Source organism: Serratia sp. CY33802, from assembly GCF_052169095.1.
Taxonomy (GTDB): domain Bacteria; phylum Pseudomonadota; class Gammaproteobacteria; order Enterobacterales; family Enterobacteriaceae; genus Serratia; species Serratia bockelmannii.
Window position 1 is genome coordinate 466,875 of record NZ_JBJNLL010000002.1, and the last position, 22,582, is coordinate 489,456.

Genomic DNA, 22,582 nt, shown 5'->3' on the forward strand with positions numbered 1-22,582 from the left:
AGGCGGGTTTATTTTTCATACGGGCGCCGGCGGTTTATTCCGTCAGCGCCTTTTGCGCGGCGGCCAACTCACGCTGCCGGGGCGACGCCACCGCATGATCGCGCGCCAACAGCGTGTACACCGTCGGCAGCACGAACAGGGTAAACAGCGTGCCCACCAGCATGCCGGAGACGATCACCAGCCCCAGCCCGAAGCGGCTGGCGGCACCGGCGCCGCTGGCGAACAGCAGCGGGATCAAACCGAACACCATCGCCCCGGTGGTCATCAGCACCGGCCGCAGGCGAATTTGCGCCGCCTGCAAAATCGCGTCGCGCCGCGTCAGCCCCTGATGCATCTGCAGTTCGTTGGCGAACTCCACCATCAAAATACCGTGCTTACTAATCAGCCCGATCAGGGTCACCAGCCCGACCTGGGTATAGATATTCATCGTGGCGTAACCCAACGCCAGCGGCAGCAAGGCGCCGCAGATCGACAGCGGCACGGTGATGAGGATGATCAGCGGATCTTTCAGGCTCTCGTACTGCGCCGCCAGTACCAGGTAAATGATCACCAACGCCGCCAGGAACGCGAACGCCAGCGCGCTGCCTTCCTGGGTATATTGGCGCGAATCCCCCTGCCAGTCATGGCTAAAGTCGGCCGGCAACGCATTCGCCTGCCGTTCGAGGAAGGCCACCGCTTCGCCCATCGAAACGCCGGGGGCGGGAATGGCCTGCAGGGTGGCGGCGTTCTGCTGGTTAAACTGAGTCAGCTTGTTCGGTTCGACCTTAACGGCCACCGATACTACGGTGGAGAGCGGCACCAGCGTATTGTCCTGGGTGCGGACGTACTGCCGCGCCAGCGCCTGCGGCGTCAGCCGCTGTTCGCGCAGACTTTGCGGGATCACGTCATAGGCGCGCCCGTCCATGCCGAAGCGATTGAGGTAGTTCTCCCCCACCAGCACCGCCAGCGATTCGCCGATGTCGCTCATGCGGATCCCCAGACTGTTGGCCTTGGCGCGGTCGATATGCACCTCCGCCAGCGGGTTGTTGTAGTCCAGATCGCTGTCCACCACCATAAACAGGCCGCTGTTTCTGGCGTTCTGCTTCACCTCTTCCAGGGTGCGGTACAGCTGCGGGTAGTCCTGCGGCGTACGCAGCACCATCTGCACCGGCAGCCCTCCAGTGGAACCCGGCAAGGCGGGCAGTTGGAAGGCGAAAATGCTGGTGCCTTCGACATCGTTCACCGCCCGTTGCAGATCGGCCTGCACCACCGACGCCGAGCGCTGGCGCGCCTGCCACAGCGTCAGGTTGATACCGCCAATGCCGGACGCCGTGCCGTCGCTGCCGTTGATGATCCAGCGGCTTTCGGTTTCCGGCATGCGGTTGTAGACCTCATCCAGCTTGTAAGCAAAGCGTTCGACATAGTTCAGGTTGGCGTGCTGCGGCGCCTTGATGGCGGTCAGTACGATGGCCTGATCCTCGGTCGGCGCCAGCTCGCGCTGCGGCATCAGGTACAACAGCGGCAGGCTGATCATCACCAACAGCGCCAGCGTCCCAGTCAACCAACGGTGGTGCAGCGAGAAGTCCAGCGCGCGCGCATAACGCCGCGTCAGGCCGCCGAAGAACCACTCGGCGGCGTGCGCCACGCGCCCTTCGCTCTGTTTGGCCGGCAGCAGGAGCGAGCTCATCACCGGCGACAGCGTCAGCGCCACCACGCCGGACACCACCACCGCCCCGGCCAGCGTCAGCGCGAACTCGCGAAACAGCGCGCCGGTCAGCCCGCCCATCAGGCCGATCGGCGCATAGACCGCCGCCAGCGTCAGCGTCATGGCGATCACCGGCCCCGCCACCTCGCGTGCGCCGATCATCGCCGCCGCCAGCGGCGTTTTCCCCTCTTCGATATGGCGATGTACGTTCTCCACCACCACAATGGCGTCGTCCACCACCAAACCGATCGCCAGAACCATCGCCAGCAGCGTCAGCAAATTGACGCTGAAGCCGAAGGCCAGCATCAGCCCTGCAGCGCCAAGGATCGACAGCGGAATGGTCACCACCGGGATCAACACGGTGCGCAGCGACCCCAGACACAGATAGATCACCGCCACCACGATCGCCAGCGCTTCGAGCAGGGTATGCACCACTTCATCGATCGAGGCCTGAATAAAGCGCGCGGTCTCGAACGCCAGCGCCATCTTCACGCCCGGCGGCTGCATCTTGTCGATCGCCGGCATCAGGTGACGAATGCCGTCGACGATCACCAGCGGGTTGCCGGTCGGCGTAGGGAAGACGCCGAGGAACACCGCTGGTTCGCCATCCATCAGGGCACTGGTTTCGGTGGCCGCGGCACCTAGCTCCACGGTGCCAACGTCTTTCAAGCGCACCAGGCCGTTGCCGTCGTTGCGCACCACCAGATTGCGGAACTCTTCCACGCTGGTGAGATCGGTATTCACCCGCACGTTGGCAACCACGTACTGCCCTTTTACCTTGCCCGGCGCCGCCTGGTAGTTGTTGCGCCGCACCGCGTCGGCCACGTCGGCGGCAGTCAGGCCGCGGCCGGCCAGCCGATCGCTGTCCAGCCACAGGCGCATCGCCATTTTTTGCCCGCCAAACACTTCCACCTTGGCGACGCCGTCGATGGTGGTGAACATCGGCTCCACCACCCGCGTCAGGTATTCGCTCAGCGCCGGTGTGGACAGCGTTTTACTGGAGAAACCGACATAGGCCACGGCAGTAGCTTCACCAGCGGACCGCTCAATCACCGGATCGTAAGCCTGCTCCGGCAGCTTGTAGCGCACCTGGTTGACCTTGGCCATCACTTCAGTCAGCGCCTGGGTGGAGTCGCGGTTCAGCGCCATACGCACCGTCACCACGCTGCGCCCCTGCACCGACGAGGAAGAAAGGTAGTCAACGCCCTCGACGGACGACACCGCCTGGGCGATTGGCTGCGTGACAAAGCCCTGCATCAGCTCGGACGACGCGCCGGGATAGTCGGTGCTGATGGTAATGGTAGAGTTTTCCAGCAGCGGGTATTGGCGGATCGGCAGTTTGCTGAGCGCCAGCGCGCCGAACAGCAGGATCAGGGTGCTGACCACCAGCGCCAGCACCGGCCGGCGCACGAACAGATCGGTAAATGTCATCGGTCTCTCCTCAGGAACCGGCCGGGGCGGCGTTCAGGGTATCCTGCGCCACCGGCTCGGCCGCCATGCCGTCGCTCAGCTTGAGCTGGCCCGAAGTCACCACCCGATCGCCTTCCTGCAGGCCGCTGACTATCTCGACGCGCCCGTCGTTGCGCTCCCCCACGGTGACCGAGGCGCGCTTGACCGTCATGCCCTTTTCACCCTGCTGCGCCAGAAACACGGTATCGCCGTACGCCGTATAGGTCAGCGCCGTTTCCGGCACCGTCAGCACCGCCACGCGTTGCCGCTGCGTGACGCGAATGCCCGCGTACATGCCCGCCTTCAGCAATCCCTCACGGTTGCTCAACGTCGCCTGTACCTGCACGGTGCGGGATTTGCCGATCATCGGGTCGATAGCGGTAATGGCGGCGGGGAAAGCGCGATCGGGATACGCCCCAACCTGCACCGACACCGCCTGCCCCAACGCCAGCCCGGCGCTGCTTTGTTCGTCCAGCGAGAAATTGACGCGCAGCGTATCGGCGTCCACCAGGTTCGCCACCGCCTCGGCGGCGTTGAGGTATTGCCCTTCATGCACGCGGCGAATGCCGATGGTGCCGGAGAACGGCGCTCGGACCGCCTTTTGCGCAATTTTGGCCTGCGTTTCCTGCACCGCACCGAACGCCATATCCCGCTCGGCCAGCGCATCGTCCAGCTGTTGCCGCGCGGTAGCGTTGAGGTTCATCAGCTTGCGCATGCGCGCCAGCAGGAGATCGGCATTGCGCAATTGCGCCTGCAGGCGCACCAGCTCAGCCTGTTCAACCGCATCGTTAAGCTGCACCAGCAGTTGCCCCTGCCGCACCGTTTGGCCGGATTCGAACAGAATGCGTGTGATGCGGCCGCTGGTCTCTGCCGCCACTTCCACCTGGCTGGCCGCCTCCAGCTCGCCCACGCCGGCATAGCTGCGTGCCGCCTGCTCACGCAGGGCGGGCGCCAGCGCCACTTTAACCGGCGGATAGGCCGGCGCGCCTTCGCTTTGTCGCGCGGTGGAACGCATCGCAACGGCGGCGACGGCGAGTGCCGCCAGCAGCGCGGCAATAATGAGGTATCGTTTCATCATGTAACGGTTTCTTCCTGATTTTACAGCCAAAGCCATCCTTCCCCCGACGCAGCGCAGGGAGGTGACGAGAGATACCGGTTGCCAAGCCCGGCTGGCTGCACTATAAAACCTCAGGTTAACTTGAGGTCAAGTTGAGGAAGACAAAATGGCAAGAAATGAACCGATTGACGCCAATCGGCTATTGACCGTTGGGGAAGTGGCGAAACGCAGCGGCGTGGCGGTATCCGCGCTGCACTTTTACGAAAGCAAGGGGCTAATTCAGGCGATGCGCAACGCCGGTAACCAGCGCCGCTACACGCCGGTGGTGTTGCGCTACATCGCGGTGATCAAGATCGCGCAAAGCGCGGGCATTCCGCTGGAGGAGATCCGCGCAACGCTGGGGCGTTTTCCCACCGGCAGCAAGCTAACCGCCGAACAATGGGGAATTTTGTCCTCCTCCTGGCGCAAAACGCTGGATGAACGCATACAGCGGCTGACGGTGCTGCGCGATCATCTCGACAGCTGTATCGGCTGCGGCTGCCTGTCCCTCGCCGACTGCCCGCTGCGCAACCCAAACGATATTTGGGGCCAACAGGGTGCCGGTGCGCATATTTTCGAACGCCCGGCCGATCATGGGTGAGCAGATGCTCTCCCTGCGGGCCAACGCACCCGCCTGTGGAATAGCGATTACACTCGCTCATCCGCTGCCAAAATGAACTGATGAAAACGTTGAATCTCCAGCTTACGCATGGCGTTCATTTTATGCTGGCTGACGGTTTTCTCGGAAATACCCAACGCCTTAGCGACGCCGGTATTCGGTTTTCCCGCCAGCAGCATGGCCAACACCGAAAGCTCGCGCGGCGACAGGCTCTGCCCTTTGCAGCTCGCGGTGAACATTTTTATCGCCTCAACGAACGTCGTAAGACCGATGTTTTTTTTCAGACAGTTAAAATTCGCCAGGCGCGGCGTTTCCACGCCGGTTAAGACGATCGTATTGTCAGGCCTGTCGATAATATGCGATAAGAAATTCATAACCCGACAGATAGACGAGAAAGAGACGATGACCACTTCTGCATGACAAGACATGGCATGTAATCCACGGCGTGCAGATGAATGCAGACCAATAACTTCAACGCCCTCCAACGACTTCAAGATCTGCGATATGCCATAGAATAAATAGTAATCATCAGAAAATATAGCCACTCGCACAGGATCACCCCATTGCTATTTGTCATGGGCGCGTTTTTAACAACGCCCCCATGGCAGTCATGCCAATTAACTTTATTGGTTCGACTTACTTAAGTGAAGAACATAATGAGATCAGCAATGCAGACAGCGATGAGAGATATTTTTCATCCAAATTCATAATGCCATCTTCACTGTATTTTACGTTATTATCTAGAATTTCATGAATACTCTCGACGGCGCATACGGCATCCTTCCAAACTACACGCCGCCCGAAAGGTGAAGCGCCGAGATATTGCGCGCTTTGGCGAAAAGCAACGATAAAATCGCGCAGTATATCGAGCACAATCAATACTTCCTCCCTGCTGACACACCGCTTCATTTGCACTTTATCCAAGAAAACGCTGAGCGTGCTTTGTAAGGAAAACAGGCTCTTGAACAACCCGCCGGCGATATCCTTCGGTGTTTTCACGCTGGTTGATATGACAAAAGGGAGCTCTCCATGCTGTGAAATATATTGATAAAGCCCATTTATCGCCGTCGTCGGCTTAATATCCAAACCGCGAAGAATGACGTCAACCTCATCTTTTAGCGATTTTTCCACTTTGACACCGATCTGGATTTGTTCCGTCATACAATTCATCCTCAACATAGAGATCCGGATTAAACACCAATATTATTCAAGTAAATAATATTCGCCACCAATTACCATGTTAAGATTTTTCTTATATGTGGCAACCTGTTTTTTATTATTAAAAATAACAAAAGAATCATTTATATATAATGTTAAGCATGGCCGATGTATTAATTCCCCCACTGCTCATTGTGGTGGGGCTGTAAGGATAATAATAGGCCGCCATACCGATGGAAAATTGCGCATCCAAGGCATTGCCGGTTCCCACATGAAATAATGAAGTCGCCGCACCTGGTGCCACGCTGGAAAGCGACAGCGTGACGGGATTATTAGGCGAAGCCGTCTTGACCAGCCGGATGCCAATGCCTTTTGCCGCCTCAGGGCTTTTATCTATCAAAACCGTATTATCCGAAGCCAACAGATTATTGCTGGATAAAAACATATTGATATCCCGATCGGCCGTGCCGCCGCTTTGCCGATTCTGACAGCTGAAATTCAGTGTAAAGGGCGTCAGGCCATTTTGCGCCCCCTGAGTAATCTGCGATATCCCCAACGTCGGCAACTTCACTGCCAGGCCGGCATTGTCGAAAGTGCAGGTCGTCATCTTGGGCGCATACTTGATGGTCATCGGCTGTCCGTACATGTCGCGCTGATCGTAAGGCCAATTGAAGCCGTTGAGCAGCCAGGTCAAGATCTTCACCAACTGCTTGGCGGGCCACAAAATGATCTCCAGCAAAGACATCCCGCTCAGATCGGTCACGAACATCACGTCCTTAAGGCTAACCGTGTCGCCGGGTATCGATGTGCCCGTCTTGCTGACCAGACTGAAACGGATATTCATCGGCTGATTCAATTCCGAAGCGGAGTGCGATCCCCAACCGCTAAGCTTTTTGTTGGCGATGTCGTTGGTTATTTCCGCGCGTATCCAATATTTACCGCTGTTGAATCCCAGAATGGTCGCCTTCGTGCTGTCGGTTGACAGGATACGCGTATAGCCGAATTCGCTGCTCGAGGTTGAACAGCTAAATGAACCGCTGTATTGCGTATAAAAACTGCCTTCCCAGACCGGTGTCTTATCGCTGAGCTTATCCGACAAATCGACGTAGATCGGCGGCGCATATTGGATGCCATTGCCGTAGCATGAAGCGTAACTGTAACCGCTGAACAATAGGGACAGCGTCAGTGCGAGTATCCTGAGCATGGTGTAATTATCCTTTATCGACATGTGTTGGCTGCGCTGTCCATCGATATTTTCGGGCGTTCAATCTTGCAGACACCGTCATTCAGCCTGACTTCCAGCGACGTTGGCTGCTGTTCAACCCGTAGATACAGGACGCTGGCCTGCCCGACGAAGCCAATGGCATTCCCACTTTGATCCGCCACCTCCGCACCAAATGGCAGGGGTTTATTGCCGCGCTTAAAGGCGCGCAGCGTATAAGGCCGACGCTGATCGGTTTCAAATCTCAAATAGTTGACGGCGCCGGCATAGGGCACACTGTTGGCGATATTGCCGACGATCTCGGCGCCGGAGCTGTTGCCGGTATCCGACAATGTCACGGAGTTTTGCCGGTAAGGCGTGGCGTAAGGCACCAAAGCCAGCCCTTCGTCGTTAGTGACGATGCTCTCGTCGCCGTTCACCATCAGCCCTTTGGCCTTGGGCGCGTCCACCACCATCATGGTGTTGCCCATTTCGTTGGACGCTAGCAAATGCCAAGGGATCGCCACCAGGCTGCCGCGGGCGCTCATGCCCAACTGTCGATAGTCTGATGATTCACTGTAGGAGCCGCCGACAGTCGTCGCGTTGGCGCGATAGGCGGCATTCACGCTCGCCATGCTGTTGCCGCCGCTTTGGTTGCTGCCGGCAAGCGCATAACTCAGACGGTTTGATTCCAGCGCATTGCCGCTCAGGCTCAGCGAGCTTTGCTGATAGTGCGAATCGGTGGCGGATAAGCTGGTGCTGAGATAGGCATTGTTGTCGAACATCGACAGCGGCACGCTCAGAGAGAGATAAAACCGCGTCTCTTCTTTGCGATAGGAATTTCTCACGCGACTCGCGGAAATGTTGTAACTGACGCGCGAGAAGGCGTTTGAATACCCGAGCTGGTATTCCCGGCTTTTATTCGTATCCGACCAATAATCGCGTTGGGTGCCGGAGAAATAGAGCGTGCCCCACCCGTCTGCGAGCCTCTGGTTCAGGTTCAAATTGAAGGTATTGCGTGGACGAGCGGCGCGAACGGCGTCCCAGGTATTCAAATCCAACGGGGCAAGCTCATCGTCATCCCGATCGTTCCAATAATCGTGAAAACGCTTGTCACGCTCGCGGTAACCTTGATGGGTGTAGATGGCATCGTTAAAGCTGTAATAACCTTTGGTCGAATAACGGTATGCCGCCAGCGTGAAGTTTGTTGCGGTAGCGTCCAAAAACTTGCTGTAGGCGATCCGAAAACTTTGCCCATTTTCATTGCGATCCTGCAAATGCGTCGAGGCCTGAGTCACATCGACGGATACCGCGCCGAACGGCAGATTCCAGCCACTGCCCAGCAGCCAGGCGCGATAGTCCTCGCTGAGGATCGTACCGACGTAACCGGTGACCAGGTTATTGAAGCCATACTGCAGCGTGCCCTGCGCGAAAGCGGGCGCATAGTCGGTATCCGCCTGATTGACCTTACCGGCCACCAGGCCGTATTTGCTGACCCCCTGCTTCAACATGTTGGGAACGGCGGAAAACGGTACGGTAAAGGATTGTTCCCGCCCGTCGGCTTCCTTGACCACGACCAACAGATCCCCCGCAGAGCCGGTCGGCAATATGTTATCCAGCGTAAAGGAGCCCGGCGGCACATTCTCCTGATAGATGAGGTTGCCGTTTTGCAATACTTTCACCAGGGCATTGCTCTGCGCCACGCCCCGCACTATCGGCGAAAAACCCTGCTGCGAATTGGGCCGCATGTTGATATCCGAGGCTAAAGCGCCGCCCCGCACCCGAATCGAGTCGAACAAGTCCCCCGGCGAATAGAAATCGCCCATCGTCAGGTTCGATTTGATGGCGGCGAAGCCACGCTGCACATAGCGAGTATTATTTTGCCAATCGCTGCCCTGTCGCGAACTGCTGCGGAAATTGCTGCTGTCTCTGAATTGCCAACCCGCCAGATTGATCCCCGATTCCAAACCGGTGTAGAAATCGTCGTTTGACGCCTTGTCGCCCTGCAACGACTGCACGTGGTAATAGGTGGCGTTATAGGCCAGCAGCAGCGCAGGCACGCCGCGATCCCAAAATTTGGCGTCAACATAGCCGGCCTCTGCGCGAATCACTCGCGACTGAGGCACCGTCAGCTTAAGGCTCAACGTCCCCACGTCGAAGTCGGCCCTTCCTCCTTGCACCAACGTTTGGACGGGGATCGGTTCCTTGTCTCCCCCGATGGACAAACTACTCATATCGATGCCCAACAGGGCGGCGTCACGATGGGCGATGCGAATATCGCCTTTATGTTCGCCGAACTGCAACGAGAACCGCCCTTTCCAACTCTGGTTGACATACACGTCGACCGTTTGCGTGCCTGCCGGCATGTCATTATTGAGGTAAAAACGCGACAGGTCGGATTCGCTGGACGCGCCGGCCAATAGAGAAGTGTCGAATTTCATCGCCGAGACTTTATTTAACGGAATGAATACAGATGCGGTCAGTATCGAAAGCAATTTTAGTTTAAGCTTCATGGCCGTTCTTCACGTTAGCGGGCTGTAATGGCTTTAGATTTATAAGCCCCCAGGTCGTCGATATAGAGCAGGGTGTAGGGAATGTTCCGGCTCACACCAACTTTGGTCGGAACAAAGAGGCTGGAATATGGCCCGACCATCACTGAGTCAATCAACAGATTCTTTTTGCCTTTCTGATCAACATTGGCCAACGTAAAAAAGTAAGGACCTTTGTTGATAACCTTAAATCCCTTCCCTGCCGCCTGGAGTTCAATGAAGTCGGTGATGTTATTTGCGCTGCCGGTTAACCCTGCCGGGCGATAAAATAGCTTGATGCGCGATTTGATGGCTAATTGCAGCGTATTGACCCCTTGCAAATTTTCCGGCGTAGGCGGGATATCCAGCACATTCAAATAAAATACCGACTCACGACCGCCGGGGAGCTCCGCGCCCATTTTTTGTATGCGTAATTGCTGGCCATTATTTCCGGCAACTTTTACAACCGGCGGGGATAACAAGAACGGCACGTTTGCCGTTTCAGGCGTCGAGTTGATATCACCATCATCAATCCATGCCTGCACCAGTGCCGGATCGTCACCATTGTTGACTAACTGAACGATAACATCCTTGTTTTTTTCCGGATAAATAACGCGCGTTCCATTAATTACAATATTGGCATCGGCGCAAAAGCTGCTGAGAAACAATCCAGCAAAGATTAAGCACTGTTTCATAGTCACCCCAGATGCCAGGCCTTTGCCTTGGGCACAGGCCTGGCTTAATTGCAATTACAGGTAAGAAATGGTGTACGTCACGTTGGAACTCAATTCCCCCACTTTTGCTTCCAACGCATTGGTCTTGTAGTAATAGGCATCCAGCGTCAGCGTTTCGGCATCTGGCGCCGTTTTATCGCCTTTGATCTTGGTGACATAAGGCACGTTCAACGGAATCGGCGTGGATGAACCCGGCTCGGCCAGAGAAAAACCGACGTTTTTCGCTACGGCGGCGTCGCTTTCATTCACGGAGCTGTTCAGCAGATATTTTCCGTCGGTAGAGATATTATTCGCCGAAGAGAAGTAGATCTTCAGCGGCGTACCGGCCGTTCCCGCCGCCGGCGTGCAGCCGGAGAACGTCAGCGAGAAAGATTTCTTGTTTTTGGTGATGGGGCCGACAACGGTGCCCGCATCCGTCACGGAAATCGGGCTGAGCGCAACGGTAAAATCGGCGCTTTTCCCGCCATTGATGGTACAAGTGGTATCCGTAACGGCACCGCTAAACGAAATAACGCCACCGGCGGAATTATCTGCCGCCGTTGCGCCCACAGATGTTAACGCGGCAGCCAATACCGCCAAAGAGATGCCTTGCTTAATCATAATAAACCCCATTACTTTCTTCGCTGAGAGAGCATATATAAAATGACCTACACCATTAAACCGTTTAGAGGCTAACGAAGCTTAGGCAATAGCAGAGTATTGACAGCATCCTGCCATCTAAAAGTTTATATGTGGCGGTATATATTTATATATATCCAAGTGTATTCTAAAAGATATCCGGCAATGGGAAAAATCTCATTCACCGCCAGATGCAGAACATATTAATTCCAAAGACAAAAAAAATGCAACATCGAATCAAATAATTTTCATGACCATAAAAAAACGAATCGCGCAATGAGCGGAAAGATACGCGCCTTAAAAGAGTGAGTACGACAGGATACTTGCTGCGCAGGTTAAATAAATGTCGCCGTTTCCTCATAAAGCGCTTGTGGCATAAAAACAAAAAACCATTGAAATAAAAAGAAAAAAACACATAAAGAAAAATCTTAGATTCCTTCCCCCCTTATCCTCCCACGTAAAGTTTAGTTTTCCTCTACCTTAAAAATTTTCCGACCCACCGCTATAGGAGCAGCCCGAAAATGCGACACTCTTTGCATATCAATATCCAGACACACAAAAAACAGCGCCCACACTTTTCTTCGTTCAGTCGATAAGGCTGAATTCTTTCAGAGAAAAATATACCCTCCCATATAAATATAAATCCCACTTTTAAAGTAGATTTTAAAATATACCGAAAGGTAATTCATTTAAATAAATCGCCGTAAGGGTAAAACAAGATAGGGGAAAAGGGATGCATCTCAAGTAACGGCAGGAATAAAAAAACCCGAGCGCCACAGGCTCGGGTTTATAGCAAAACACACATTTGACGATCAGAGCGGCTTTTCAGTCCGTACAATGCCATGATTCTTCATCACTTCTTCCATCGTAAGGCTATCGTCATACGGCGTCTCATCCACCACGACGTCTTGCGGACGCACATAAGGTTTGGTCGCACGTTTGAACATCCACCACCACACGAATACTAGGAAAGCGCCGGACTTCAGAAAGATCATGGTCCATAAGGCGACTTGATACCAGTTCATCTCTGTCTCCATAGAGCATTAAGCGAAAATAGATAAGGCGGCGTTGATTATCGCGCCGGTCACGCCTGACACGAGCAGGCACCCGAGCAGCCGACCTTGATAAACGCATAATCTCACCGATGCGTAGCCCTTATCAATAGCCGATCGCGTTTCCTGGAAAGGCTTGCCGTTTTCTCCGCACGCAAAAGCAAAAAACCCCGTGCTCAGAGAGCACGGGGTCAGAATGTATGGCGGAGGAGCAGAGATTCGAACTCTGGAACGGTTTCCCGTCGACGGTTTTCAAGACCGTTGCCTTCAGCCACTCGGCCACCCCTCCGCAACGACGCGCACTATAAACAGACCTTATTCGCTTGTAAAGCCCGGGCGCGTTCAACCGCGCGAAAAATCAGCGAAGGCGCGGCAAACGGCGAACAAACACGCGTCCGCATCCCCGCTGTTGCCGTAATGATAACTAAGGGTAAAGATTGGTAAACAAACTTTAATCAACCGCTTGCGCTGCCTATTATCGGGATTATTTTGTGATGGCTTGATAAGAGAGAGCATTATGGACCGCATTGTCGTCTCATCTTCTTCGCGCGACTCGCTGCTCAGCACGCATAAAGTCCTGCGCAACACCTATTTCCTGTTATCCCTGACCCTGGCCTTCTCAGCCCTGACCGCCACCGCCAGCACGATGCTGGGGCTGCCGGCGCCGGGCTTGCTGCTGATGCTGGTTGGCTTCTACGGCCTGATGTTCCTGACCCATAAACTGGCCAACAGCCCAGCGGGCATCTTGGCGGCGTTCGCGCTGACCGGTTTCATGGGATATGCCCTCGGCCCAATCCTCAGCTCGTTCCTGAACGCCGGCGCGGGCGACCTGATCATGCTGGCACTGGGCGGCACCGCAGCGGTGTTCTTCTGCTGCTCGGCGTATGTGCTGACCACCCGTAAAGACATGTCGTTCCTGTCTGGCATGATGATGGCCGGTTTTGTGGTGCTGCTGGTGGCGGTGATCGCCAACCTGTTCCTGCAGATCCCTGCCCTGCACCTGGCTATCAGCGCGCTGTTCATCCTGTTCTCCGCCGGCGCGATCCTGTGGGAAACCAGCAACATCATTCATGGCGGCGAGACCAATTACATTCGCGCCACCGTTAGCCTGTACGTGTCGCTCTACAACATGTTCATCAGCCTGTTGAGCATTCTGGGCTTCGCCCGCAGCAACTGATCGCGTGTTACACCTGCCTTCCAGGCCCCGCTCCGGCGGGGCTTTGTTTTTTGCGGCTGAAAAAATTTGCTAAACTGGCGGCCGTTCCGAATTATCCGTTATCGAGGCAGTATGTTGGAGTTTGAAGGTCAGGTTATTGACACTGACGCGCAGGGCTATCTGAAAAACAGCGCCGACTGGCATGAAGGCCTGGCGCCGCTGCTGGCCGCGCAGGAAGAGATCGTGCTCACCGAAGCACACTGGGAAGTGGTGCGCTTCGTGCGCGACTTCTATCAGGAATTTAATACCTCACCGGCTATTCGCATGCTGGTCAAAGCGATGGCACAGAAATATGGCGAAGAAAAAGGCAACAGCCGCTATCTGTATCGCCTGTTCCCGAAAGGACCGGCCAAACAAGCCACCAAGATCGCCGGGTTGCCCAAACCGGTAAAATGCATCTGACCGCACCGCCCGCAGCGCCGCTGCAGGCGAGCGTTTAATAGCGAATGCCGAACCCATCGTAGTCAGCCACGCCCTGCGGCTCCACCAGCACGCGTTCGACGCGCGCGCTGCGCGGGCCGCCCTGTTTCAACCACTCCACCAGCCTATCCACCTGCGCCTGTGTGCCGCAGGCCACCACCTGGACACTGCCGTCATCAAGGTTGCGCGCATAGCCGGCCACCCCCAACGCCTCGGCCTGCCGCTGAGTGGAATAGCGAAACCCCACCCCCTGCACCACGCCATACACATACGCAGCAATGCAAACTTGTGTCATAATCGCCCCCTGTTATCTTCTCTAAAGAATAAAGGTGTATTGAGTATAGAAACTCAATACAAAGGATAAAGAGACAAGCGAGCGGAGAACAACAATCTGTCTAATAGAGGCCTGCATAAAAAGCAGACAGCCGAGTCCCCTCGGCCAGGATAGACCTTCTATTTTTCAGTCGGTGGCCAATTGGCCCTTTCCCCGTAAAAGAAAGAGTCGATAAATCTGCTTTTGCCACGTAAGCGGATAAATATGATGACAAGAGCGAAAATAATGGCCGTTACGCCGAGATAAAAACCTAACGAATCCTTAGCGACCATTGCTCCGACAAGCAAAATGGGCAACACATGCCAAAGATAAATAGGCAGAGATACCTGCCCCACTTTGACCACAAAGCCCTCATCTCTCAGCTTCAGACGCTTACACAAACTCACCATCAATAACAATAGTGCAGCATTAAATACAAACCATGAGGCGGCATCCAGCAGTGTCCCGTTCGGTTCATAGTACCCCAATATGCCTACAGATAACGCGATAGCGAACAACGCCAGCGGGTTACCGTAAAAATTCTTATCCCCGACCAGGAAACCTAATAAAAAGAAGGAGTAGTAATAATAGAAACGCTTATCACCAATGAATTTCAGCCAGGCATATTGGTTTTCCAGCGTGTCGGCGTAACAGTACCAGACAATAGACAATACGGCGGAAGTGAACAGAAAGAAACCGAGTAAGAAATTACTCTTGTAAATGACCATAGTATATAGCACAAATATGACCACTGCTGGGATATACCAAAGATGATAGTAGGGGTAGAGAAACAGACCGATGAGTTGCTTTAAACCTACTTCTTCTGAGGAGTAAAGAGAATAAACACTGTAAACAATGAACGCAAAAAAATAAGGGATAATCATGCGCCACTGATACTTTTTCAGCACGCTAATCACGCCGCCATCAATAAAATGACGCCGAACAAAGTAGCCCGTCACCCCGAGAAAAAGCGGCATGTGGAAATAATATATTGCCCCACGTAATCCAACATCAGCACTGCCAGGCAATACATGTCCCACGATGACGAGCAAGATAAGCAACCCTTTCAAAAAATCAAACGATAAGCTTCTTTCTTTAGTCATTTAAGAAAAATCCTAACATCTAAATAATAAACATCAGGTGCTCAATAACAGATTAAGTTAAGATTTTTGTCAATGCGAAAAAACCTAAAAATCACAAAAAACTTACAAAAAACTTACAAACCCATCGCCCGGAGGATAGGCTTTCCTCCGTGAGGCAAACGACAGTCTGAAGTCAATTACTACGATAATAAAAACTATAATAATCAATTAATTAACAAATTACCCCTCTTGAATGATAGGCTCTGCTTGCTCAAAACAAAGCGACCCGGTGTCGTTGTTCAAACATGACGTCGAGCTGCCAGACAACCGCGCTATCTCGATGTCGAGTAAAGCCGTCTGCTCTATCGTCAAGGATGGAAGAAACGTTAATGGCTTTTATTTTTCAATTTATCGAGCGACGTTGTAATGTTAGAAAAATCAACCGACTTGCGAACGACCTTCGTTTTATAACGATCATCATATTCAATCTGAGCACTCTTTACCTTTAAGAGCATCTCAATCACTCTGTCCGCTTGTTCACCATCGAAGCCAAAAGAACGGTTGCCGTAAAACCGCTCACCGTTGATCGACACTGCACCTGAATTTGGGTTCGCTGTGGGTGGGAATGAAATCTTATAATGCCCAGCCTGAATAGAAACCTTTAATATCCCATCACTTATAGCATTTTCATCCTCACTAAAAACCCACTCATTAGCTAATACTGTGTTAGCCGACATCAAAAAAATTAAAAATAAAAACAACCTCACTGGTGAACTCCCTTCAACTTATATTGTGCAAACAGTCAACAACACTATTAATTAAAATAAAAACATCACTCTCAGCCTTATTTACTATAAAGCTTAACGCCCCTGTCGAATACCGACGTCTACAGATAACGAGGCGCCTTCGCACGCTGTTCGACGTGCTTTCATCTCTTCCTCACTATAATACACCTATTTAAGTCGCCATTTCTTCCGTTTAAAGACTGCACTTTCTCTCTCTTCGGTGTGACGCCAGCAGAGATAACGCGATACAATCCGCACCAACTCGGTAGTGAACACCGTAGGATTCAGCTATGATGACGAACTTATTTTGGCAACTTTTTAAACCAGCCAATTAACCCATTGAATAAAAAGTAGTTTAACCATGCGCTTATATCTCGCCAAAGGACGTGAAAAGTCCTTACTCCGCCGTCACCCTTGGGTGTTCTCCGGTGCCGTTCAACGCGTTGAGGGCAAAGCCCACTCCGGTGAAACCATCGATATTCTCGACAGCCAGGGCAAATGGCTGGCTCGCGGCGCCTATTCGCCCGAGTCGCAGATCCGCGCACGCGTCTGGACTTTCCAGCAGGATGAAGAGATTAACATCGATTTCTTCATTCGCCGCCTGCAACAAGCGCAAAGCTGGCGCGATTGGGTCGCACAGCGCGACGGTCTGGACGGATACCGTCTGATCGCCGGCGAATCCGACGGCCTGCCGGGCATCACTATCGATCGCTTCCAGAATTTCCTGGTGCTGCAGCTGCTGTCCGCCGGTGCCGAATACCAGCGCCCGGCCCTGCTTTCCGCCCTGCAGCATTGCTACCCGGAATGTTCGATTTACGATCGCTCCGACGTTGCGGTGCGTAAAAAAGAAGGCCTGCCGCTGGCGCAGGGCCCGGTGCTGGGCGATCTGCCGCCGGAACTGCTGCCTATCACCGAGCACGGCATGAAGCTGCTGGTGGACATTCAGCAAGGGCACAAGACCGGTTTCTACCTCGACCAGCGCGACAGTCGCCTGGCGGCGCGGAACTACTCTGCCGGCCGCCGGGTGCTGAACTGCTTCTCCTACACCGGCGCCTTCGCCGTTTCCGCTCTGATGGGCGGCTGCGCACAGGTGATCAGCGTGGATACCTCGCAGGCAGCGCTGGACATCGCCAAACAGAACGTCGAGCTCAACAAGCTCGATCTGAACAAGGCGGAGTTCGTTCGTGATGACGTGTTCCAACTGCTGCGCAACTACCGCGCTCAAGGCGAAAAATTCGATCTGATCATCATGGATCCGCCTAAATTCGTCGAGAACAAGAATCAGCTGGCCAGCGCCTGCCGCGGTTACAAGGACATCAACATGCTGGCGCTGCAGTTGCTGAATCCAGGCGGCATTCTGCTCAGCTTCTCCTGCTCCGGCCTGATGCCGACCGACCTGTTCCAGAAAATTTTGGCCGATGCCGCTGTAGATGCCGGACGTGATGTACAATTTATAGAACAGTTCCGCCAGGCTGCCGATCACCCGGTGATCGCCACGTATCCTGAGGGGCTGTATCTGAAAGGCTTCGCTTGTCGGGTGATGTAACTTGAAATGCGCTGCCTTGCCCCCATATATGAGCAAGGCATTGTTTCTCAGGAGGTCATCATGATTGCCAGCAAATTCGGTATCGGACAACAGGTTAGGCATAAACTGCTGGGGTATTTGGGCGTCGTGATCGATATCGACCCGGAATACTCTTTAGAACAACCCAAAGCTGACGAGATAGCGGCGAACGACGAACTGCGTTCCGCCCCTTGGTACCACGTGGTGATGGAAGACGAGGAAGGCCAACCGGTGCATACCTATCTGGCGGAAGCGCAGCTGGATGGTGAGCCCCAGGAAGCGCACCCCGAGCAACCATCGCTGGATGAACTGGCGGAATCCATCCGTCACCAGTTACAGGCGCCACGTTTGCGCAATTGACCGCGCCAAGACCTGAGAAACCCGAGAGGGCCCGGCATTGCGCCAGGCCCTTTTTTTATTTAGCGCTCCAGCCCTAAACGCGGGATTTCGATTTTCGGGCAGCGATCCATCACCGCGCGCAGCCCAGCCTGTTGCGCCAGCGCTGCCGCCTGATCGTTAATCACCCCTATCTGCAGCCACAGCGCCTTGGCGCCGATCGCTATCGCCTCTTGCGCCACGCCGTAAGCCGCCTCCGAATTGCGAAACACATCAACCATATCCACCGGCTGTGGGATAGCGGCCAGCGTGGCATAAACTGGCTGCCCCAGCAGCGTCTGCCCCGCCAGTTTTGGGCTGACCGGGATCACTTGATACCCTTGCGCCAACAGATACGCCATCACCCCATAGCTGGGCCGCGACGGGTTATCGCTGGCGCCCACCAGCGCGATGGTTTTCACCTGCTGCAACAGCTCAACAATCTCTTGATCTTGCATCTTCAACTCCCGTTTATCACTGCGTCACTTTCCATTTCGAGTGTAACCGATCGGCATTCGCTCGGTTAAACGCTAATGCGAAGGAAACTTCACCGCAATCTTATGGTCAGAGGCTGTCGCGGTTCAGCTGCGCACGGTCGTGTCTAAACGCGATAAAATATGTAAAAATGTAAACAAAATACCCGATTGAAAAATTTTGACACAACCTATGCCGTGTTCAACACTTAGAGCTACGTCACTTTATAAGGAGATAATGATGAAATTTGGTCTGGTGGTTGCGGCGTTGCTCAGCATCAGTATGCCTGCCGCGGCTACGACCCTGAAACTCTCCCCGGACATCGACCTGCTGGTGGTCGACGGCAAGAAAATGACAGGTTCGTTGTTAAAAGGCGCCGACAGCCTTGAACTGGACGGCGGGCAGCACCAGCTGCTGTTTAAAGTGACCAAAACCGTACGTTCCGGCCAGCATACACAGGCCTATACGTCCCTGCCGCTGGTTGCCACCTTCAATACGCAAAAGATTAGCCAAGTGGCGATCGAACTGCCGCGCATCGAGAACGATCGTGATGCGCAACGCTTTGACAGAACGTTGAATTATCTGGTGGTCGATAAAGACGGCAACGCCCTGCCGTTCCGACATGATGCGCTGCATCCCGACAGCGTCACCTTCAATACCGATTTGGAAAAGGTGATGACCGATTACAACCGCCAGAACCGCCCGGCCTCCGTTCCGGCCTTTGTTCAGGCGAACGCAGGCAATCCCTCAGCCCTCGCGTTGGCCGGCGCGCCGCTGAACGCCCCGACGGTAACGTTGAAAGGTGAAAACGTGTCGGAACAGATGTTGCAATACTGGTTCCAACAGGCCGACAAGGAAACACAGAAACGTTTTCTACGCTGGGCCAATAAACAACCGATTCGCTGATCCCTTCCGGCGTCTTTCCCCGTAAAGGCGCCTTTTCTTCGCATTTTCAGGCGCAAACGCTAGGCAGTGAAAAACAGTTTCAGTAATCTGTCGCACATCCCCCGATGAGCGAAGGACACCGAGATGGAATTGACTACCCGCACTATCGCCGCGCGCAAACACATTGCGCTGGTGGCGCACGATCACCGCAAACAAGCCCTATTGGAGTGGGTAGAAAGCCACAAGACTATTCTGGCGCAGCACCAGCTGTACGCCACCGGCACCACCGGTAATCTGATCCAGCGCGCCAGCGGCATTCCCGTCACCAGCATGCTGAGTGGCCCGATGGGCGGCGATCAGCAGGTTGGCGCACTGATTGCGGAAGGCAAGATAGACATGCTGATCTTCTTCTGGGACCCGCTGAACGCGGTGCCGCACGATCCGGACGTGAAGGCGCTACTGCGGCTGGCGACAGTATGGAATATTCCGGTGGCCACCAACCGCTCGACCGCCGATTTTCTGATCGACTCTCCGCTGTTCAAAAACGAGGTGGAGATCGCCATCCCCGACTATCAGCGCTACCTGCAAGACCGCCTGAAATAATCCTCACGGCCTGGCTGGCGCCAGGCCTGATGCCTACGGTTTTTTCTGCACCGGTACGCCAAGATCCTGCAGGTGTTCGACGAACACCGAAGGGCGTTCACGATCCTGCAACAGCCATACCTGATGTTTGGCGCGCGTCAACGCGACATACAATAGACGGCGCTCTTCGGCATCCGGGAAATCCTCCGGCTGCGGCAGTAGCACCTCTTCCAACACCGACTCGCGCGCCACGGCGGGGAAGCCGTCACGCCCCTCATGTAAACCGGCAATGATGACGTATTCCGCCTGCTGCCCTTTGCTGGCGTGGATGGTCATAAACTCCAGATCCAGCTTGGGCCAGCGGGTGCCCGCCTTCGCCAGCGCTTCCGGTTTCAGATGATGGTAACGCGCCAGCACCAGGATGCGCTCATCCGGCTTGGCGTAGCCGCTCAGTTTATCCAGCAAGGGCTCCAGCTGCTCGTGCGGCAGGATCGCCACCGACTTTTTATTGCCCTTGCTCAAGCTGTTGAGCGGTTTTTTCAGCTGGTGCGGGTTTTGCTGCACGAACCGGTTGGCCACCTCGCCGATACGTTCATTGAAGCGATAGGTGGTATCCAGCGCGCACTGCGCGCCTTCGCCGAAGTTCGTGGCGAAGGCCGTGGTTAACGTCAATTCTGCGCCGCTGAAGCGATAAATCGCCTGCCAGTCATCCCCCACCGCAAACAGGCAGGTCTGCTTGTTCTGTCGGCGCAATGCCGCCAGCAACAGCGCACGCTGCGGTGAGATATCCTGAAACTCGTCGACCAGAATATGTTTCCACGGGCTGACGAAGCGCCCCTTGTCGAGAATGTTGACCGCCTGATGGATAAGGCCGGAGAAGTCCACCGCCCCTTCCTCTTTCAAGGCGCTTTTCCAGGCTTTCAGCAGCGGCGCCATCAGCCGGATACGTTTTGAGAACAGATCGCGGATGTCTTCATCCGCCTGCTCAATCATTTCCGACTGGCTGCCGCCGTGCATGCGCATCAGCCCCAACCAGCGTTCCAACCGGCTTGCCAGGCGATCCGCCAGGCGCTTATCCTGCCAGAAGTCGCCTTCCGGCACTTCCCATTCCAGCTCTTCGGTCAACCATTGACGCCACCCCTTGGCCTGCGCTTTCTTCTCCGCGCACTGTTGGCGCCAATGGGTAATCAGCAGCTCTTTGCGCGCTTTGGCATCGGTTTCCAACCGGCTGATGGCCGGGGCCTTGCGGCTGCCTTGTTGAATGATTTGCAGCGCCAAGGCATGGAAGGTCTTGGCCTGAATGCCGACATCACCCAAACGTTCTTTGATGCGGTCGTTCATCTCGCCAGCGGCCTGGCGGCCGAAAGCCAACAGCAAGATTTGGCCCGGCTGCGCTTCCTGACGGCGCAGCAGCCAGCCGGCGCGCGCCACCAGCACCGACGTTTTGCCGCTGCCGGCCCCCGCCAATACCAGAACGGAATCCTCGCCGTTGACCACCGCGCGGCTCTGGGAGTCATTGAGCGGTGAGCTTTCGACGGTCTGGAAGAAGTCGTGATGTTGCTCCAGCATGCGATCGGTCCACTGCCGGTTGCGTTGTTCGACGCTGCGTAACCCCTGCTGCAGCCATTGCAGACACAGTTGGTAATCGGCCCGGCAGTTATCGAATTCCTCCAGACGCGTCACCGGCATCGGCAGCGCGGAGAAAGCCTCACGGATTTGCTGTTGCAGCTTGCCCAGCTCAGACTTTTTGAACCATTTATCTTGCTGCTCTATGCGCTGAATCTGTGCCACCTGCTGCTGCAACACGCCGGCACTGACCTCACTCATTTCGGCGCTCCACTGCTGCCACGCCTGCTGCAGATAGTGATAAAAACGCTGCGTTTCCTGCCATTCGGTGCCGTGCAGCCGCACCACTTTTTCGTCCGGCAATTCAAATTCCAGCTCGCCCCAGACGATGCCGCGCTTGCACCTGACCTGAATCAGTTGATTGAAGGGGATCAGGTATTCATGTTTTTCCCCGCTCACCTCAACGCCGGCGTGCAGCAACCGCACGCGGTTATAAGGGTGCTGAGCCAGGTGTTTCCCCAGCGATGTCGCTTTAAGTTCCATATCGTCGCGCCATGACTATGTTGAGATTAAATAACGGATATCTGCCAGTTTACCTGCGATAAGCAGTGGCACTCTAGCGCTAAAAAAAGGGTAGAATAGATTTTGCGTTTTTATCGTGAATACGCCCGCATCGCGGTTTGGCTATCATTAGAGCAGAATGACGTCTATGCGTACTGTACTGAATATTCTTAATTTTGTGTTGGGCGGTTTCTTCACCACGCTAGGCTGGCTTATTGCTACGGTGTTCAGCGTGCTGCTTGTCATCACACTGCCGCTTACCCGCTCCTGTTGGGAAATCACCAAGCTGTCGCTGGTGCCGTTCGGCAACGAAGCGATACACGTCGATGAACTGTATCCGGAAAAAAGCAATGCGCTGCTCTCCGCTGGCGGCTCGCTGCTCAACATTATCTGGCTGGTGCTGTTCGGCTGGTGGCTGTGCCTGTCACACATCGCCGCCGGTATCGTGCAATGCGTTTCAATCATCGGCATTCCAGTCGGCATCGCCAATTTCAAAATAGCCGCCATCGCGCTGTGGCCGGTGGGACGCCGCGTCGTCTCGGTAGAAATGGCTCAGCAAGCCCGTATTGAGAATGCTCGCCGCCACTATCAACAGCGTTAATTTTTTCTCCGTTTGAGGA

The 22,582-nt window shown here is 54.8% G+C and carries 22 protein-coding genes and 1 tRNA gene; 8 read left to right on the top strand and 15 right to left on the bottom strand.

The genetic code is table 11. From position 1 onward, the window contains the following. Positions 1-34: 34 nt before the first annotated feature. Positions 35-3,115, bottom strand: a complete 3,081-nt coding sequence (locus ACJ8HA_RS08850) for a MexW/MexI family multidrug efflux RND transporter permease subunit (RefSeq protein WP_049295354.1) — start codon at positions 3,113-3,115, stop codon at positions 35-37. Between the two features lie 10 nt (positions 3,116-3,125). Next, on the bottom strand, positions 3,126-4,211 hold the full coding sequence (locus ACJ8HA_RS08855; protein ID WP_025302327.1) for an efflux RND transporter periplasmic adaptor subunit: 1,086 nt from the start codon (positions 4,209-4,211) through the stop codon (positions 3,126-3,128). Positions 4,212-4,356: 145 nt separating this feature from the next. Between ACJ8HA_RS08855 and soxR the strand changes: the two genes are divergently transcribed. Then, positions 4,357-4,830 carry a redox-sensitive transcriptional activator SoxR gene (soxR, locus tag ACJ8HA_RS08860; RefSeq protein WP_025302326.1) on the top strand — a complete coding sequence of 158 codons (474 nt, stop codon included), beginning with the start codon at positions 4,357-4,359 and terminating at the stop codon, positions 4,828-4,830. A gap of 47 nt (positions 4,831-4,877) precedes the next feature. On the opposite strand, the gene ACJ8HA_RS08865 is transcribed toward soxR, so the two are convergent. The 8 genes from ACJ8HA_RS08865 to ACJ8HA_RS08900 all read right to left on the bottom strand — a co-directional run bounded on the left by ACJ8HA_RS08865 (position 4,878) and on the right by ACJ8HA_RS08900 (position 12,428). After that, complete coding sequence (locus ACJ8HA_RS08865; RefSeq protein ID WP_197538605.1) at positions 4,878-5,393, bottom strand: response regulator transcription factor; 516 nt, start codon at positions 5,391-5,393, stop codon at positions 4,878-4,880. 91 nt (positions 5,394-5,484) lie between these two features. After that, entirely contained in the window at positions 5,485-6,009 is a 525-nt protein-coding gene (locus ACJ8HA_RS08870; protein ID WP_049204270.1) for a hypothetical protein, read from the bottom strand. Positions 6,010-6,145: 136 nt separating this feature from the next. After that, entirely contained in the window at positions 6,146-7,210 is a 1,065-nt protein-coding gene (locus ACJ8HA_RS08875; RefSeq protein WP_025302323.1) for a fimbrial protein, read from the bottom strand. A gap of 14 nt (positions 7,211-7,224) precedes the next feature. Beyond that, positions 7,225-9,720 (bottom strand): fimbria/pilus outer membrane usher protein, encoded by a 2,496-nt coding sequence (locus ACJ8HA_RS08880; RefSeq protein ID WP_442515301.1) that lies wholly within the window; start codon positions 9,718-9,720, stop codon positions 7,225-7,227. Between the two features lie 14 nt (positions 9,721-9,734). Next, positions 9,735-10,430, bottom strand: coding sequence for a fimbrial biogenesis chaperone (locus tag ACJ8HA_RS08885; protein ID WP_089180750.1), 696 nt, complete (start codon positions 10,428-10,430; stop codon positions 9,735-9,737). 54 nt (positions 10,431-10,484) lie between these two features. Continuing rightward, positions 10,485-11,081, bottom strand: coding sequence for a fimbrial protein (locus tag ACJ8HA_RS08890; RefSeq protein ID WP_369825806.1), 597 nt, complete (start codon positions 11,079-11,081; stop codon positions 10,485-10,487). A gap of 818 nt (positions 11,082-11,899) precedes the next feature. Beyond that, on the bottom strand, positions 11,900-12,112 hold the full coding sequence (locus ACJ8HA_RS08895; protein WP_025302319.1) for a hypothetical protein: 213 nt from the start codon (positions 12,110-12,112) through the stop codon (positions 11,900-11,902). A gap of 228 nt (positions 12,113-12,340) precedes the next feature. Next, positions 12,341-12,428, bottom strand: a tRNA-Ser gene (locus ACJ8HA_RS08900). A gap of 228 nt (positions 12,429-12,656) precedes the next feature. Here ACJ8HA_RS08900 and yccA point away from each other — a divergent pair. Further along, on the top strand, positions 12,657-13,316 hold the full coding sequence (yccA, locus tag ACJ8HA_RS08905) for an FtsH protease modulator YccA (protein ID WP_004928091.1): 660 nt from the start codon (positions 12,657-12,659) through the stop codon (positions 13,314-13,316). A gap of 111 nt (positions 13,317-13,427) precedes the next feature. Continuing rightward, complete coding sequence (gene tusE / locus ACJ8HA_RS08910) at positions 13,428-13,757, top strand: sulfurtransferase TusE (protein ID WP_004928095.1); 330 nt, start codon at positions 13,428-13,430, stop codon at positions 13,755-13,757. 34 nt (positions 13,758-13,791) lie between these two features. Here the strand turns inward: tusE and yccX are convergent, their stop codons facing one another. The 3 genes from yccX to ACJ8HA_RS08925 form a co-directional block, all read right to left on the bottom strand. Next, a complete protein-coding gene (gene yccX, locus ACJ8HA_RS08915) occupies positions 13,792-14,070 on the bottom strand; it encodes an acylphosphatase (RefSeq protein ID WP_060432835.1) in 279 nt (92 codons plus the stop codon). 158 nt (positions 14,071-14,228) lie between these two features. Further along, on the bottom strand, positions 14,229-15,191 hold the full coding sequence (locus tag ACJ8HA_RS08920; protein WP_260515224.1) for an acyltransferase family protein: 963 nt from the start codon (positions 15,189-15,191) through the stop codon (positions 14,229-14,231). A 365-nt stretch (positions 15,192-15,556) separates the two neighbouring features. Next, positions 15,557-15,937 carry a hypothetical protein gene (locus tag ACJ8HA_RS08925; RefSeq protein ID WP_197770820.1) on the bottom strand — a complete coding sequence of 127 codons (381 nt, stop codon included), beginning with the start codon at positions 15,935-15,937 and terminating at the stop codon, positions 15,557-15,559. A gap of 379 nt (positions 15,938-16,316) precedes the next feature. Here ACJ8HA_RS08925 and rlmI point away from each other — a divergent pair, with 379 nt between their 5' ends. Together rlmI and hspQ are read left to right on the top strand one after the other, a co-directional pair. Further along, positions 16,317-17,501, top strand: coding sequence for a 23S rRNA (cytosine(1962)-C(5))-methyltransferase RlmI (rlmI, locus tag ACJ8HA_RS08930; RefSeq protein WP_197770821.1), 1,185 nt, complete (start codon positions 16,317-16,319; stop codon positions 17,499-17,501). A gap of 60 nt (positions 17,502-17,561) precedes the next feature. Beyond that, entirely contained in the window at positions 17,562-17,879 is a 318-nt protein-coding gene (gene hspQ / locus ACJ8HA_RS08935; RefSeq protein WP_004928104.1) for a heat shock protein HspQ, read from the top strand. A gap of 59 nt (positions 17,880-17,938) precedes the next feature. Here hspQ and ACJ8HA_RS08940 read toward each other — a convergent pair whose 3' ends face one another. Then, positions 17,939-18,352 carry a CoA-binding protein gene (locus ACJ8HA_RS08940; RefSeq protein ID WP_325975722.1) on the bottom strand — a complete coding sequence of 138 codons (414 nt, stop codon included), beginning with the start codon at positions 18,350-18,352 and terminating at the stop codon, positions 17,939-17,941. A gap of 256 nt (positions 18,353-18,608) precedes the next feature. Here ACJ8HA_RS08940 and ACJ8HA_RS08945 point away from each other — a divergent pair, with 256 nt between their 5' ends. Continuing rightward, the gene (locus tag ACJ8HA_RS08945; protein WP_025302315.1) at positions 18,609-19,274 is read left to right on the top strand and encodes a DUF2057 family protein; all 666 of its coding nucleotides are present in this window, start codon (positions 18,609-18,611) and stop codon (positions 19,272-19,274) included. Between the two features lie 123 nt (positions 19,275-19,397). Next, on the top strand, positions 19,398-19,856 hold the full coding sequence (locus ACJ8HA_RS08950; protein WP_016928284.1) for a methylglyoxal synthase: 459 nt from the start codon (positions 19,398-19,400) through the stop codon (positions 19,854-19,856). A gap of 33 nt (positions 19,857-19,889) precedes the next feature. Here ACJ8HA_RS08950 and helD read toward each other — a convergent pair whose 3' ends face one another. Continuing rightward, on the bottom strand, positions 19,890-21,944 hold the full coding sequence (gene helD, locus ACJ8HA_RS08955; protein ID WP_049208049.1) for a DNA helicase IV: 2,055 nt from the start codon (positions 21,942-21,944) through the stop codon (positions 19,890-19,892). Between the two features lie 166 nt (positions 21,945-22,110). Between helD and ACJ8HA_RS08960 the strand changes: the two genes are divergently transcribed. Then, entirely contained in the window at positions 22,111-22,563 is a 453-nt protein-coding gene (locus ACJ8HA_RS08960) for a YccF domain-containing protein (RefSeq protein WP_025302313.1), read from the top strand. The last annotated feature ends 19 nt before the right edge of the window (positions 22,564-22,582 follow it).